Origin of the sequence: Mucilaginibacter sp. 21P (assembly GCF_019331605.1) — a bacterium.
Lineage (GTDB): Bacteria > Bacteroidota > Bacteroidia > Sphingobacteriales > Sphingobacteriaceae > Mucilaginibacter > Mucilaginibacter achroorhodeus.
Window position 1 is genome coordinate 1,059,372 of the sequence record NZ_CP063061.1, and the last position, 15,663, is coordinate 1,075,034.

General features: G+C 44.6%; 14 protein-coding genes. 10 read left to right on the forward strand and 4 right to left on the reverse strand.

Translation table 11 applies throughout. The features are described from left to right. The first annotated feature begins 97 nt into the window (after positions 1-97). The gene (glmS, locus tag INP83_RS04630) at positions 98-1,933 is read left to right on the forward strand and encodes a glutamine--fructose-6-phosphate transaminase (isomerizing) (protein WP_219126478.1); all 1,836 of its coding nucleotides are present in this window, start codon (positions 98-100) and stop codon (positions 1,931-1,933) included. Between the two features lie 74 nt (positions 1,934-2,007). On the opposite strand, the gene dtd is transcribed toward glmS, so the two are convergent. Together dtd and rsgA are read right to left on the reverse strand one after the other, a co-directional pair. Then, positions 2,008-2,460 carry a D-aminoacyl-tRNA deacylase gene (dtd, locus tag INP83_RS04635; protein WP_219126479.1) on the reverse strand — a complete coding sequence of 151 codons (453 nt, stop codon included), beginning with the start codon at positions 2,458-2,460 and terminating at the stop codon, positions 2,008-2,010. A gap of 107 nt (positions 2,461-2,567) precedes the next feature. Next, positions 2,568-3,485: a ribosome small subunit-dependent GTPase A gene (rsgA, locus tag INP83_RS04640; RefSeq protein WP_219126480.1), complete on the reverse strand. Its 918-nt coding sequence runs from the start codon at positions 3,483-3,485 to the stop codon at positions 2,568-2,570. A gap of 247 nt (positions 3,486-3,732) precedes the next feature. Between rsgA and thrA the strand changes: the two genes are divergently transcribed. The 5 genes from thrA (at position 3,733) to INP83_RS04665 (ending at position 9,698) form a co-directional block, all read left to right on the forward strand. Next, positions 3,733-6,183 carry a bifunctional aspartate kinase/homoserine dehydrogenase I gene (gene thrA, locus INP83_RS04645; RefSeq protein WP_219126481.1) on the forward strand — a complete coding sequence of 817 codons (2,451 nt, stop codon included), beginning with the start codon at positions 3,733-3,735 and terminating at the stop codon, positions 6,181-6,183. Positions 6,184-6,285: 102 nt separating this feature from the next. After that, complete coding sequence (locus INP83_RS04650) at positions 6,286-7,272, forward strand: homoserine kinase (RefSeq protein ID WP_219126482.1); 987 nt, start codon at positions 6,286-6,288, stop codon at positions 7,270-7,272. Between the two features lie 122 nt (positions 7,273-7,394). After that, positions 7,395-8,705, forward strand: a complete 1,311-nt coding sequence (gene thrC, locus INP83_RS04655; protein WP_219126483.1) for a threonine synthase — start codon at positions 7,395-7,397, stop codon at positions 8,703-8,705. A 4-nt stretch (positions 8,706-8,709) separates the two neighbouring features. Continuing rightward, positions 8,710-9,096, forward strand: a complete 387-nt coding sequence (locus INP83_RS04660; protein WP_146269295.1) for a hypothetical protein — start codon at positions 8,710-8,712, stop codon at positions 9,094-9,096. Continuing rightward, positions 9,093-9,698, forward strand: a complete 606-nt coding sequence (locus tag INP83_RS04665) for an HAD family phosphatase (RefSeq protein ID WP_219126484.1) — start codon at positions 9,093-9,095, stop codon at positions 9,696-9,698. The genes INP83_RS04660 and INP83_RS04665 overlap by 4 nt, the downstream gene beginning before the upstream one ends. A gap of 76 nt (positions 9,699-9,774) precedes the next feature. On the opposite strand, the gene INP83_RS04670 is transcribed toward INP83_RS04665, so the two are convergent. Next, positions 9,775-12,075, reverse strand: a complete 2,301-nt coding sequence (locus INP83_RS04670; RefSeq protein WP_219126485.1) for a TonB-dependent receptor — start codon at positions 12,073-12,075, stop codon at positions 9,775-9,777. A gap of 70 nt (positions 12,076-12,145) precedes the next feature. After that, positions 12,146-12,475, reverse strand: coding sequence for a hypothetical protein (locus tag INP83_RS04675; protein WP_146269292.1), 330 nt, complete (start codon positions 12,473-12,475; stop codon positions 12,146-12,148). 125 nt (positions 12,476-12,600) lie between these two features. Here INP83_RS04675 and INP83_RS04680 point away from each other — a divergent pair, with 125 nt between their 5' ends. From INP83_RS04680 to INP83_RS04695, 4 genes are all read left to right on the forward strand, one after another. Then, the gene (locus tag INP83_RS04680; RefSeq protein WP_146269563.1) at positions 12,601-12,954 is read left to right on the forward strand and encodes a hypothetical protein; all 354 of its coding nucleotides are present in this window, start codon (positions 12,601-12,603) and stop codon (positions 12,952-12,954) included. A gap of 12 nt (positions 12,955-12,966) precedes the next feature. Beyond that, a complete protein-coding gene (locus tag INP83_RS04685) occupies positions 12,967-13,674 on the forward strand; it encodes a peptidylprolyl isomerase (protein WP_219126486.1) in 708 nt (235 codons plus the stop codon). Between the two features lie 186 nt (positions 13,675-13,860). Next, positions 13,861-14,628, forward strand: a complete 768-nt coding sequence (locus tag INP83_RS04690; protein WP_146269290.1) for an exodeoxyribonuclease III — start codon at positions 13,861-13,863, stop codon at positions 14,626-14,628. 69 nt (positions 14,629-14,697) lie between these two features. Beyond that, entirely contained in the window at positions 14,698-15,543 is an 846-nt protein-coding gene (locus INP83_RS04695; protein ID WP_219126487.1) for a menaquinone biosynthesis family protein, read from the forward strand. The last annotated feature ends 120 nt before the right edge of the window (positions 15,544-15,663 follow it).

Genomic DNA, 15,663 nt, shown 5'->3' on the forward strand with positions numbered 1-15,663 from the left:
CTTTTTTTGTATGTGAACTTTATTATTGATAATAGAATTATTCAGTTACTTTTGTTGCTGATTTTTATCAGCTAAACAAAAAAAAGAATATCTATTTATGTGTGGTATAGTAGGTTATATAGGCTTTAGAGATGCCTATCCAATAGTTATAAAAGGGTTGCACCGCCTTGAGTACAGGGGGTATGATAGTGCCGGTATAGCACTATCAGACGGTGACCTGAAACTTTTTAAAAAGGCCGGAAAGGTAAGCGATCTTGAAGCCTTTGTTGAAGGCAAAGATCTAAGCGGTAGTGCTGGTATGGGCCACACCCGTTGGGCTACACACGGCGTGCCAAGTGATAGAAATTCTCACCCTCATACATCAGGTGATGGCAAGCTTACCATTATCCACAACGGTATTATTGAAAACTATGCCGTTTTAAAGGAAGCCTTAACTTCAAAAGGGCACGAGTTTAAAAGCGATACAGATACAGAGGTGCTGATACACCTTATTGAGGAGATAAAAGACGTTACAGGCTTGGGTCTTCGCGAAGCGGTAAGGTTAGCACTTAACCGGGTGGTTGGCGCATATGCCATTGTTATCATGAGCGAAGAAGAGCCGGATGAATTGATAGCAGCCCGTAAAGGCAGTCCTATGGTAATCGGTGTAGGCAATGGCGAGTATTTTATCGCTTCAGACGCCACGCCAATTGTAGAATACACCAAGAACGTAATTTATTTAAACGATAACGAGATCGCTTACGTACGTCGGGATGACCTGCTGATCAAAAACATTGATAATACTGTTCAAACTCCTTACATACAGGAGTTGGAGCTTAAGCTGGAGATGCTGGAAAAAGGCGGCTACGATCACTTTATGCTAAAGGAGATATACGAACAGCCCCGTTCAATACGCGATTGTCTGCGTGGCCGTATTTATCCGGAACAAGGCATTGTGCAATTAGGCGGTATTAAAGAATATATCGAAAAGATAAAAAATGTTGATCGTATCATCATCGTGGCTTGCGGTACATCATGGCACGCCGGCTTAGTTGGCGAGTACCTGATAGAGGAGTATGCCCGTGTACCTGTTGAGGTTGAGTACGCTTCAGAGTTCAGATACCGTAATCCTATCATCACTCCTAAAGACCTGGTGATAGCCATATCGCAATCTGGCGAAACCGCAGACACCATGGCAGCTATTGAACTGGCTAAAGAAAAAGGTGCAACCATATTTGGTATTTGTAACGTGGTGGGCGCTTCCATACCACGTATTACGCACGCTGGCGTTTACACCCATGCAGGGCCGGAGATAGGTGTGGCATCAACCAAGGCATTTACTGCGCAGGTTACGGTTTTAACTTTGATAGCATTTTACATCGCGCAACAACGTGGTACCATTACGCAAAGCAAATTTGTTGAATACCTAACCGAACTTGACGAGATTCCTCAACTGGTTGAAAAAGCACTGGAATGCAACGATGAAGTAATTAAAATAGCTGAGCGTTTTAAAGATTCTGCCAACTGTTTATTCCTTGGACGCGGCAACTCGTTTCCTGTGGCATTAGAAGGTGCTTTGAAGCTCAAAGAGATATCGTACATTCATGCTGAAGGCTATCCGGCTGCCGAGATGAAGCACGGCCCAATTGCACTTATCGATGCCGATATGCCGGTTGTGTTTATTGCTACCAAAAATTCACAGTACGAGAAAGTGGTGAGCAATATACAAGAAGTTAAAGCACGTGGCGGCCATGTAATCGCCATTGTATCAGAAGGTGATACCGATGTTAAAGCAATGGCCGATTACACCATTGAGATACCTTTGACCAGCGAAACCTTTGTGCCGCTGCTTGCTACCATTCCGTTGCAGTTGTTATCGTACCATATCGCTGTAATGCGCGGTTGTAACGTAGATCAGCCTCGTAACCTGGCAAAGTCAGTCACAGTTGAATAAAAGCACCCAATTTTAAACTTAAATAGAAAACGCCCTGTAATTGCAGGGCGTTTTTGTTTATGAGCTAATTCTTTTTATTCTTTCACTTTGGTGTCGATCGTAATCGTGACAGGACCATCGTTAACCAGGCTCACTTTCATATCGGCGCCAAATATACCGGTGGCTACTTTTTTACCGGTGATCTGCTCAAGCGTGCTGATCATTTTTTCATAAAGAGGGATAGCTTTATCAGGCTTGGCTGCCCTGATGAAAGAAGGGCGGTTACCTTTTTTGGTTGCAGCAAACAGCGTAAATTGGGAGATCAATAAAATACCGCCGTCTATATCTGCTAATGATCTATTCATTAAGCCCTGCTCATCGCTAAAAACACGTAATCCGGCTATCTTTTGGGCAAGCCATTGCAGGTCTTCGTCTGTATCGGCATCTTCAATGCCTAATAGTACCATAAAACCAATACCAATTTCACCGGTGATATTACCATCAACCCGGCAGGCCGCTTCGGATACTCTTTGTATAACTGCTCTCATTGTGTAGATTCAAGAGTCAAGATATAAGAATCACGACTCGGATTACTAAGTTGTTCTTGACGTGATAAGTTGTCTTGTTTCTTGCCTCGTGTTGTCTTGCTTCTCCATTAAGACCGTGTATCGTTCCCATTATAAATACTCAGGTAGCTTTCATAACGGGTGATGGCTATTTCATCTTCATCCAATGCTTCTAAAACAGCGCAACCCGGCTCATTAATATGGCGGCAGTTGTTAAAGCGGCACTCGTTCATACGTTCGCGCATCTCCGGGAAAAAATGGCCAAGTTCCTGTTTCTCTATATCGATAACACCTAACTCGCGGATACCGGGTGTATCGATGATATAACCGCCCTGCGGCAGGTCAAACATCTCGGCAAACGTGGTAGTGTGCATGCCCTTATCGCTCCATTCAGATATCATGTGCGTTTTCAGCTCAAGGTCGGGCAGTAGACGATTGATCAAACTGGATTTTCCCACACCGGAATGACCCGTTAGCAAAGTGACCTTATCTTTGAGCTGATCTTGAACTTGCTGAATATTGGTGCCCTCTTTGGCCGATACCTCGTAGCAGGGGTAGCCGATACGCTCGTAAATATCTTTATAATCTCCGAGTATTGAAAGGCCTTCATCACTAAACAGATCGAGCTTGTTGAATATCAATCTCGCAGGTATATCGTAGGCCTCCGCAGTAACCAGAAAGCGATCAATAAAACCTAACGAAGTGCGGGGTGATGCCAGTGTAACGATCAAAAAAGCCTGATCGAGATTGGCGGCAATAATCTGCGCCTGTTTGGAAAGGTTTACCGATTTACGGATAATGTAATTTTTGCGCTGATGCAGGTTAGTGATAACACCTGTACCCTGTTCCGGCTCCATTTCAAAATCAACTACATCCCCAACCGCAATAGGGTTGGTGGTTGTGATGCCCTTTATCCGGAACTTACCTTTTATACGGCAATCAAACACCTCATTCCCCGCCTTTACCTGGTACCAGCTTCCGGTTGATTTTGTAACTAAACCCTGCATATGATGCGCAATTTACACACATAAAGGGCTTTGAGAAAAATAAATACAAATTGCCCTTGACATTCCGATTATTATCTACTTACTTTACCGACATTATATATGACAATTAACAACACCACAATTACAACAATTATTACCACCGGTATAAACCTCGGAGGAAGATAATCGTATGGTGTAAAAAACATAAATGAAACCAAACAGAAAGCCTTCCTCCGAAACGGGGAAGGCTTTTTTATTACAACTTAAAATGAAAGTATTAAAATTCGGAGGTACATCAGTAGGGTCGGTAGGAAGTATAAAAACCCTGCTTGATATTTTAAAGGCCGAGGACAAGCCACAAAGCAGGCCGGTAGTAGTACTATCAGCAATGGGTGGTGTTACCAATCTTTTGATAGCCATGGCCGAAGGTGCTGCAAATGGCAAAGAATTTACCGCCGAGCTTGCCGAGCTGGAGAAACGCCACTTTGATGTTGTTAAGGCACTGCTTGAAGTGCAGAACCAAAACCCTGCCTTTACCCGACTTAAAATTCATTTTAATCAACTTGAAGAATTGCTGCAAGGTGTACTTACACTGCGCGAACTTACCCCCAAAACCCGCGATCAGATTGTTAGCTTCGGCGAGCGCTGCTCCGCGCTAATGGTAGGCAAGATTGCTGCGCAGCATTTCGAGGATGTGCTTTTTGTAGATGCATCTGAACTGATTAAGACGGATAGCGCCTTTGGTAATGCGAAAGTAAACAGCGAGCTTACTAATATGCTGATCAATACTTTTTATCAGCAACATAAAAACCGACTAATGATCGTCACCGGTTTCATCGCCGGTAACGATGCAGGGCAGATCACTACTCTTGGTCGTGGTGGTAGCGACTATACCGCAGCTATATTTGGTGCAGCGCTAAATGCTGAAGAGATACAAATATGGACCGACGTTAACGGTATGATGACCGCCGACCCGCGCATGGTGCAAAAGGCGTTTCCGTTAGAAGAGCTATCCTATACTGAAGCCATGGAACTTTCCTACTTCGGTGCCAAAGTGATCTATCCGCCAACCATGATCCCGGCCTTTTTGAAGAAGATCCCTATCGTGATCAAAAATACTTTTGAGCCGGTGTTTGCCGGGACGGTTATCCGTCACGATTGTAAATCTTCAACACTGCCAATCAAAGGTATCTCTTCGATCAACAACATCAGCATCCTTAATTTGCAGGGCAGCGGCATGGTAGGCAAATCGGGCTTTAGCGGCAGGTTGTTCTCCCTGTTAGCCAGGGAGCAGATCAACATCATCCTGATCACACAGTCGTCATCAGAGCATAGCATCACTTTTGCCGTACAACCACAAGATGTTGAAAAAGCTAAACAAGTGATTGAACAGGAATTTGAGCTGGAACTTTTAGCCAATAAGCTTGAGCCGCTGGTGATTGAAAGCAACCAGGCCATCCTTGCCATAGTAGGTGAAAACATGAAACAAACTCCGGGCATGAGCGGTAAACTGTTCCATGCGCTGGGCCGTAATGGTGTAAATGTACGTGCCATTGCACAGGGCTCATCGGAGTATAACATCTCGGTTATCATATCCGCAACCGATCTTTCGAAAGCCCTTAACGCGGTACATGATGCTTTCTTTATTGAATTGACTAAAACTCTGCACGCCTTTTGCCTTGGCACCGGCAATATCGGTAAAACGTTGTTTGCTCAATTGAATGCACATAAAGATTACCTGCAAAAAAATAATGGTATACAGGTAAAAGTTGTAGGCATCAGCAACACACGCAAAATGGTGTTCAACAGCGATGGCCTATCGTTAGATACCTGGCAGGATGAATTACAGGAATCAACCCATGAGGCTGATCTGCCAGGCTTTATCGCCAAAATGAAGGAATTGAATTTGCCAAACTGTGTGTTTATAGATAACACTGCCAGCCCTAAACCGGTTGAGTTTTACGAGGATGCTTTTAAAGCAAACGTATCAGTGGTAACCTGTAACAAGATAGGTAACTCGGCTTCGCTGGCCCAGTACCAAAACTTTAGAGATACTGCCCGCAGACATGGGGTCGATTTCTTCTATGAGACCAATGTTGGTGCAGGCCTGCCTATCATCCGCACCCTAAAAGACCTGATGAGCAGCGGCGACAGAATCCAGAGAATCGAGGCCATTTTGTCTGGAACTATATCCTTCATCTTTAATCACTTTAAAGGCGACGACAATTTCCACGATGTGGTTAAAGAAGCACAGGAAAAAGGTTATACCGAGCCGGATCCGCGCGATGACCTGAGCGGTAAAGATTTTATGCGTAAGATCCTGATACTGGCCCGCGATGCCGGTCACGAAATTGAAGAAGCGGATGTATCTATAGAAAGCGTGCTGCCAAAAGCCTGCCTTGAAGCTAAAACTGTTGAGGATTTCTACGCAGCTTTAAAAGCTGAAGATGCTTTCTTTACTGATCTGAAAAACCGTGCTGAAAGCGAGAAAAAGGTACTGCGCTACATTGGTAAACTGGAAAATGGCAAAGCATCCATAACCCTGCAAATGGTTGATGAGAACCACCCGTTTTACATGCTTAGCGGCAGTGATAACATCATCTCTTTCACTACCGACAGGTACCGCGAGCGCCCGCTGGTAGTAAAAGGCCCCGGCGCAGGTGCCGAAGTTACCGCCGCAGGCGTGTTTGCTGATTTGATAAATGTGGGAGCAAATTAAGAGAGAGCCAAGAGACAGGAATCAAGAACCAAGATAAAGGACAAGAGCGCCGGGTTCCCCTCTTCAGAGGGGCAGGGGTGTGTCCTTAAAAAGATAAATAAAATGAGTAACGATATACAAGATTTAGAACAACCATCGGCGAAGGCAAACGCGGGCTTGGACAGCGTTCACGTCTTCGCACCGGCCACTGTAGCCAATGTGGTTTGCGGGTTTGATGTACTTGGCTTTGCCGTAAACGAACCGGGCGATGAGGTGGTAATGCGTCGCACTGAAAAGCCAGGCATCACCATCAGCAAAATAACCGGCGATAATGGCCGCCTTCCGATGGATCCGGCGAAGAACACGGTTAGCGTGAGCGTTGAGCATTACCTTAAAAGCATTGGCCGTTTAGATGTGGGCGTGGATATTGAGCTGCATAAAAAAATGCCGATAGGCAGCGGCCTGGGCTCAAGTTCGGCCAGTACCGTAGCTGGTTTGTATGCCATCAAGACATTAATGGGTGATAACTCTGACCCGGCTAAACTTCTGCCTTTTGCCATGAAGGGCGAAGAACTGGCTTGCGGGCATGGACATGCTGATAACGTGGCACCGGCGCTGTTTGGCGGCTTTGTGCTGATACGCAGCTATGAACCACTTGATGTAGTACGACTACCTCACCCTAAAGACCTATGGTGCGCTATTGTGTTCCCGGATGTAGATGTGCCTACCCGCGAGGCCAGGCAGATCATCCGCAACAAAATAAACATGAAAGATGCTGTAACTCAGTGGGGCAACATTGCCGGGTTGGTAAGCGGCCTCTTTATGCAGGATATCGACCTGATAGGCCGCAGCATGCAGGATGTATTGGTAGAACCGGTACGCAGCATGCTGATCCCCGATTTTTACGAGATGCGCAAAATGGCTATGGACCTTGGCGCGGTAAGCTTCGGTATCTCAGGCTCGGGCCCGTCGGTTTTCGCCTTTACCCGCGACGAACAAACCGCAAGGCTCATTACCGGTAAGCTGAAACAACACCTCAATAGTATCAAAATAGGCGCTAACACTTATGTATCTACCATAAATGATGCAGGGCCAAGGGTGATAGGGTAAATCAAAATTCAAAAGGGGTCAGAATTTACAGGATTAAAGGATTTACAGAATGCCTTATGTCCGCTCTGATTCATAATCAATTCAGTTAATTCTCAAATTCTGTAAATTCTGATTCTGACATAATGAAATTCTACAGCACAAATAACAAAAACCTTAGGGTTGGTTTCAAAGAAGCGGTTTTTAATAGCATGCCGCAGGATAAAGGCTTGTACATGCCAGAGCATATCCCTCACCTGGATGATAAGTTTCTGAACAATTTGGATAAGTACACGCTGCCGGAAATAGCTTTCCATGTGGCGCAAAACCTGTTGGGTGACGATATACCTTCGGATGATTTAAAAGCCATCATCAACGATGCTATTAACTTTTATGCACCCATTGTAAAGCTGGAAAAGAATGTTTTTGTGCTGGAGCTTTTCCACGGGCCATCATTAGCCTTTAAGGATTTTGGAGCAAGGTTCATGAGCCGTGTTATGGCTTACTTCCTTGAAGAAGGGGAAAAACAACTTGATGTGCTTGTGGCTACATCGGGCGATACCGGCGGCGCGGTGGCGTTAGGCTTTCTGGGCGTCCCGAATACACGTGTAACCATTCTTTATCCCAAGGGCAAAGTAAGCCACATACAGGAATTGCAGTTAACCACAAACGGCCAAAACATTCGGGCTGTAGAGGTCGATGGCACTTTTGACGATTGCCAAGCGCTGGTTAAGCAGGCATTTACGGATAAGAAACTTAATGAAAAGTTCCGCCTAACATCGGCTAACTCCATTAATATCGCAAGGCTTATTCCGCAAACGTTCTACTATTTTAACGCCTATGCACAGCTGCTTCGCCAGGGTATAAGCAAAGCGATATTCTGCGTGCCGAGCGGTAACTTTGGTAACATAGGTGCAGGCTTATTGGCTTGGAAGATGGGCTTGCCTGTTGAGCATTTTATTGCAGCAACTAACGCAAATGATACCGTACCTGCATTCTTAAAGAGCGGTGTTTATGAAGCCAAGCCATCCGTTTCTACGCTATCGAATGCAATGGATGTTGGCAACCCAAGCAACTGGGTGCGTATTGCTGACCTGTTTGATGAAGACCTTGACACTGTAAGGCAACTCATCACCGGTTACAGTTACACGGATGAGGATACGTTGGCTGCCATCGAACAACTATCGAAAGATGATAACTATGTAGCCTGCCCTCATACCGCTATCGCCTGGAAGGCCTTAAAAGCATATCAGCAGGAGCATATTGCGGATGATACTGCAGGTATATTCCTGTCAACGGCTCATCCTTGCAAATTCCCGGATGTATTTAAGCCGGAGATAGCCGAAAAGATCGAGATACCTGCACAGGTAAGCGAATTAGAAGAAAAAGAAAGCCATGCAGTAAGTTTAGGTACCGGCTTTGAAGAATTTAAGAGATATTTGCTAAACAATGCATAGCATAATGGATCGCTTTAAACTCCTGATTACTTTTTTAATATGTGCCGCCTTTGCTTATGGTTGTACTGCCAAACAAGATTTTGACCGTAAAGGCTGGAATGATGGCGACGGGCTCGATTTTCCGCGCCGTAACCTGATGATTGATGATCTGCTGCAGAAATACCAGTTTAAAGGCATGAAATATAAAAACGTTGTAGGCCTTTTGCATGAGCCGGATCGTTTCAGTTACGACAGCACGAACTTTCATTACCAGATAATCCTGAAAATGCAGGGTTTGGATACCATCCGCACTAAAAACCTTGTTTTCTGGTGGAATAAAAAAGACTCCGTGATTACTGATTATAAGGTGACTGAAAAAGACTATCCTAAAAAAGAATACAAGAAAAAGTGATCAATACCATCATATTTGATTTAGGCGCAGTTCTTATAGACTGGAACCCGCATTACCTATACCGCACTTTGTTTGACAGTGAAGAAGAGATGATCCATTTTTTGGCCAACATTGCCACCTCTGATTGGAACGAGGAGCAGGACGCCGGTCGGTCATTAGAGGAGGGTACTGAAATGCTGGTAAAGCGCTTTCCAGACCATGAGGCTAATATCAGGGCTTTTTATGGCAGATGGAACGAAATGTTGGGCGGTGCTTTTGATGACACAGTTGCAATCCTAAAAAAACTGAAAGAAAGCGGCAAGTATAAAGTTTATGCTTTAACCAACTGGTCGGCAGAGACCTTCCCTGTTGCTTTAGAGCGTTTTGAGTTCCTGAGCTGGTTTGATGCTATTGTGGTATCAGGCACCGAAAAGATGCGTAAACCCCAGCCGGAATTTTACCAACTATTGCTTAGCAGATACAATGTTAAACCCAATGAAGCTTTGTTTATCGATGATAACAAACGCAATATTTTAGCAGCCGAGCAATTAGGTATCAGGTCAATCCACTATCAATCGTCAGAACAGCTTACCACAGAACTGCAGCAACTCAATATTTTATAAACCAGGTCTTGAAATCGAAAAGCCCCGTTATCACTAACGAGGCCTTCTTTCTAACTAAACTAACTAACTTGTATTTTTATCTATTGGTCCCGAAAGGGATATAAACTCCAAATGTAATGTTGCGGCCCATGTTGTAAATACCAAACGTTGGGTCTTCCTGGCTAAAGCGGCCCGGCCTTAAACGGCTAAGCGCATCATAGTAAGCCTTATTGGTTAGGTTTGAACCAGAAACATATAATTTAAGTGGTTGTTTGCCAATATTGAAAGTGGCACCTATGCCCGCATTCAACAAAGTGTAGCCACCAGCGGCGGTCTCAAAGGTTTCATCTACACGGCCCTGTCTAAAAAAATTGTCTATACCTGCATAAAAGTAGAAATCCTTAATTCCCTTAACCTTTGGCTCAAAACGCAGGGTATTATGCAAAACACCCGCAGGTATCAGGGCCAGCGGCCTGTCAAACGTCTCGTTTTGTGCGTGGGTATAGCTAAACGTGTTTTCAAAGTGGATAAATGATACCGGGTGCAAAGTTAAGTTACCTTCAAAACCATAAAGGTTCGCATTTACCTGTCCGTAGCGATAAGTATCATAAGACCTGCTTTGTCCGTCCTCACCAACCACGGTGGTTTGTTCCTTATTGGTGTTTGAGGCGTAAATGTAGTTATGGATATAGTTCTCGTAAATACCCAAGCTTCCGGTAACAAAGCCAGAGCCATACTCCAGGGTTGCATCTGCCTGGTAGCTGCGCTCAGGAGAAAGGTTAGGGTCGCCTATTTCGTAACGGGTAGTACCTTCGTGCACACCGTTAGAACCTAACTCGGCCGGGTTTGGCGCGCGGAAAGCTGTACCGGCGTTAGCCTTAAAGCTCAGGTCATCGTTAAATATATGTGTAAAGCCCAATGCACCGCTCACGTTTGAGAAACGGTTATCAAAGCCTGTAAATATCGGTTCGCCTTCGGCGTTATTCTGTGCCTTACCTTTGTTGCTGATGAAATCATAACGGGCACCTGCGCTAAAAGTATTTTTATCCCAGGCTTTCTTTAAGTAAACAAAGGCGCCGGTACTGAATTCGTCATAAGCGGGTATCAATAGTTCCTCGCCAAGATTAACGCTATGGCTCAAAGCACTGCTTACGCCAATAACCGGGTGCCAGCCATTGCTCTCAGGCAGGTAATATTTAGCATCCAACGAGTAGGTGTTCATGTCAAAGAACAAATTCGGGGTAGAGGTTTCCTCCAACTCACGGCGCTGGTTTTTCTGGAAACCGAGATCAAGCTTTAACGAGCTGCTGCCGAACAGGAAGTTGTTGTTTAGGGCAACCTTGTAGTGGCGGATATCCTGGCGAGGGAAATCAAGCGTACGGCTGGTTGATGTGTTGTACAATGGATCGCCGGGTTCTGCATCAAGGAAACCGACGTTATTTTTATAGTAGGAGAAATTAAGGTGCGAATAACCCCAGGGCTTGTTTACACCCAGCATACCGCTGGCATTGGTTTGGTTGAATCCGCTGTTTATTACACGGCCTGCAGGGGTGTTGTAAGAGTATGCGTTTTGATAACTTCCGCGGCCTCTCCATACAAAACCATTCTCGTTACCGCTCAACATTACTGATGTATTGCTTAAGCCGTTGTTTGTAGAATAATTTGTTAAAACCTCACCCGCAATATTGCCCTCTGCAGGCGTAGGCGGGTCTATAACATTGATAACACCACCCAATGCATCAGAACCATATTGCAATGATGCAGCACCTCTTAATACCTCAACCCTGCCGGCAGAGAACTGGTCCATTTCAATACCGTGCTCATCACCCCATTGCTGGCCTTGTTGTTTAACCCCATCGTTTAAAGTAACCACACGGTTGTAACTTAAACCACGTATAACAGGTTTTGAAATAGCCTGGCTGGTGGTTATCTGGCTCATGCCCGGCACTTGTTTAGCCAATGCATCAATAAGGTTTGTTGACGAACCTTGCAGCTGGTCTTTAGTAACCACCGTGGCGGATGTGCTGTTATACTTGCTGCCTGCTGTAATTGGCGTACCGGTAATTACTACCTCGTGCGCCTCTATAACGCTGGGCTGCAAAGCAAATACCAGTGGTGCTTGGGATGAAAGATCGATAGTTTGGGTAAGAGATTTATAACTTACATACTGCACCTGCACCACAAAGCGGCCGCGTTGCGGGATGGATCTGAAAGTGAATTCGCCATTTAAGTTGGTAGCTACGGCAAGGCGCAGATCGGGGATGCTAACGGTAGCGCCGGCAAGCGGCTCGTTAGTCTTAGCGTCAACAACTTTACCTTTAAGGTCAATAACATCAGTTGCCGAGGCGGTAAACTGTACAAGTAAAAATATAAAGCAATATAAAAGCTTTAGTTTCATAATTAAAAATTAAAGAATCAGACAAAAATCAGCCACGCAGAACCGCGGCTATCTAAAAATTGAACGGTAATTATGAAATAACGGGAGGAGCCCTGCCAGAGGCAAGGATGAGGCCTATACTTTGAAAATGGTACTGTTTAAAAGTGTAAACACGGTCGGTTTTGCTAAAGTGTAAAGCAAACTGCGGTTTAAAAAGTTCCATAAAATCATGGTGCATGCTGTCGCAAACCTCACATTTTTCTTTAAGTATCTGCTTATCGGGGTTGTGTTTGTCGCTTTGAGATAGCTGGTGCACATGCTTGTTCACATGATGCTGGTGCGCAAATACCATGTACTGCCCTGCAACAAAACAGAACAATAGTGCCCAGGCACAAATAATATGGTAGATGCTTTTCTTCACAGCCTTAAAATGCAATGCAAAAATAAGTAATAATAATGCAATACTGTTGCATAAACGTAACAATATTGTTAATAGTATTAGAAATATTCGCTTTGCGGCGGTTAAGCTTCAGTATATTTGCCGGTATGAAACCTGCCGAAATTAATGCCAAGTGGGCTGTATTGCAGAATAAAATAGCCGAGGAGTTTGATAATGAGAAGCCGGACATGAAGGTGATGCTTTTTCTGGTTGGCGTGCAGGAACTTGGCCAGGGCCCGCGTAAATTCAGTAAAAGGCAAAAAGAAGAGTTGATGCATATTGCCAACTGCAAGTTATTTAGCCAAATGGGTTTTTACGAACTGGAGGGACTTGACCAGGATGGCTGGCCGCATTGGAAACTGGCAAAAACCATCCCTAATTATACCTTGCTTGAGCAGGAATTGCTGCTTAAATCATTGATGATAACTTATTTTGAAACAGAATTAGATTGGGAACTTTAACCTTATAGTTGCATGACCAGATTTTTTACCATTTGCCTGCTGTTCATTAGCACCATCGCTTTTGCTAAGCCACCTAAAAACCAGTATGTGCGCATACGGTCGTCATACGGAGACGTCATCATCCGCTTGTATAATGAAACACCCAAACATCGCGATAACTTTATTAAGCTCACTAAACAGGGTTTTTATAATGGTACGCTTTTTCACCGTGTGATACAGGATTTTATGATCCAGGGTGGTGATCCGGATTCGCGCGATACTACCAAGAACCAAAAGGGCAAAGAGCTTGGCAACGGCGATGTTAAATATACCATCCCGGCAGAATTTAGGGACAGCCTGTTCCATAAACGCGGTGCTTTAGGTGCAGCGCGTGATGATAACCCTGCAAAAGCATCCAGCGGTTGCCAGTTTTATATAGTAGAGGGTAAACGCTTTACACCCGCTAAACTGGATACCGTAGAAATAAAGAGACTTAAAGGCCGCAAGATACCTGCCTGGCAACGCGATATTTATACTTCCGTCGGAGGAGCCCCGCACCTTGATCAAAACTATACCGTATTTGGTGAGGTGGTAAGCGGCATAGATATGGTTGATCGAATTGCAGCCCTTAAGCGCGATGGTAACGACCGCCCTGAAGATAATGTACCCATGACCATAGAACTGCTCAGTAAAAAAGAATGCAAGCAGTTAGATGAGTTACTTTGGCCAAAAGAGAAATAATAATATTTTGTCATCTGAGCCTGTTGAAGACGTATTAAAGCGAGTGGTTCGACAAGCTCACCACGACAAAACATTTAGGCTATTCGTTCCTAACCTCCGCCAAAAGGGTCAGTCTGAGCTTGTCGAAGACCTATCCAGGAGAGTGGATCGACAAGCTCAACAATACATAAGTATTTAGGAGATAATATGAAGATCGTCACTTATAACGTAAACGGCATCCGTTCTGCTATTAACAAGAACTGGCTGGCATGGCTGCAGGCTACAGATGCCGATGTGGTATGTTTACAAGAAATAAAAGCTACACCCGATGTATTGACCGATCTGGGTTTGGTTGATGCATTGGGTTACCAGCACTTCTGGTTTCCGGCAGAGAAAAAGGGTTACAGCGGCACAGCCATTTTCAGTAAGATACTGCCTAATCATGTGGAGTACGGCTGCGGCATACCTGATTTTGACCGCGAAGGACGGTGCATACGAGTTGACTTTGATAATGTTTCTGTAATGAGCGCGTACTTTCCATCAGGCTCAAGCGGCGAAGAAAGGCAGGCATTTAAGTTTCGTTTTTTGGATGAGTTTGGGAAATACCTAACGCTGCTAAAGGCAAGCATACCCAACTTGGTGCTCTGCGGCGATTACAATATCTGCCATCGCCCTATCGATATCCATAATCCAAAATCGAACGCCAACTCATCAGGCTTTTTGCCCGAAGAACGGGAATGGATGGAAAATTTTCTGGAGTCGGGGTTCATTGACACCTTCCGCCATGTGAACAAGGAGCCGCATAATTACACATGGTGGAGTTTCCGCGCCAATGCCCGCGCCAAGAACCTGGGTTGGCGTATTGATTATGCGCTGGCAAGTAAAGAGCTTGAGGAAAACATTAAACGCTGTATGATACTGCCCGAGGCCAAACATTCCGACCATTGCCCCGTGCTGTTGGAATTGGAGTTTTAGTTAAAATGACTTTTATATGTAAGCTCTTTGATCAACAAACCGTTGATTTGGATAGTTAAACATTGTACTATGAAATTAACCATCGGCTTTTCGCCCTGCCCAAATGATACCTTTATATTTGATGCTCTTATTCACAATAAAATAGACACCGAAGGACTGGAGTTTGAGGTTTTTTACGATGACGTGGAAACCCTTAACCAAAAGGCATTTCGCGGCGAATTGGATATCACTAAGCTAAGCTACCACGCCTTTGCTTACGCAGCGGATAAATATGTGCTGTTAGATGCAGGCAGCGCGCTGGGTTTTGGTGTTGGGCCTATGCTGATAACCAAGCAGGAAGATATCTCATATTTAAAATCTCATATCTCAGATCAAAAGATAGCCATCCCGGGCAAATATACCACCGCTAACTTCCTGCTTAGTCTGGCTTTCCCTGAAGCTACCAACAAACAGGAACTGGTTTTTTCAGACATTGAAAATGCAGTGTTAGATGGGCGTGTTGATGTAGGTTTGATCATCCACGAAAACCGTTTTACCTATCAGGACAAAGGCCTGCATAAAGTGATGGACCTTGGCGATTACTGGGAAAAGGAAACAGGTTGCGCTATACCATTAGGCGGTATTGTAGCCAATAGAAATCTTCCTGTTGACGTTCAGCAAAAAGTAAACAGGCTCATCAGGCAATCAGTAGAGTTTGCTTTTGCCAATCCAAAATCGGGGCTGGATTATATTCGCTCCCATGCGCAGGAAATGAGCGAGGATGTGATGTACAAGCACATCGATCTGTATGTAAATAAGTTCTCGGTTGATCTCGGTGAAGAAGGCAAAAAAGCAGTTAAGCTGATGTTTGATACCGCACTGGAGAAAAATATTATTCCGCCGATCGATAAGCCGCTTTTCCTGAGCCCTTTGTAACAATCTGCTAACCTGTAAACTTTAGCGGGTCTGTTTGGTTTCTAACTGAGTATATTGCAGTGTGATCCATCTCCCCATGCATATCGATCATAACCTATTTTTGCTCAAACTAAACTACTA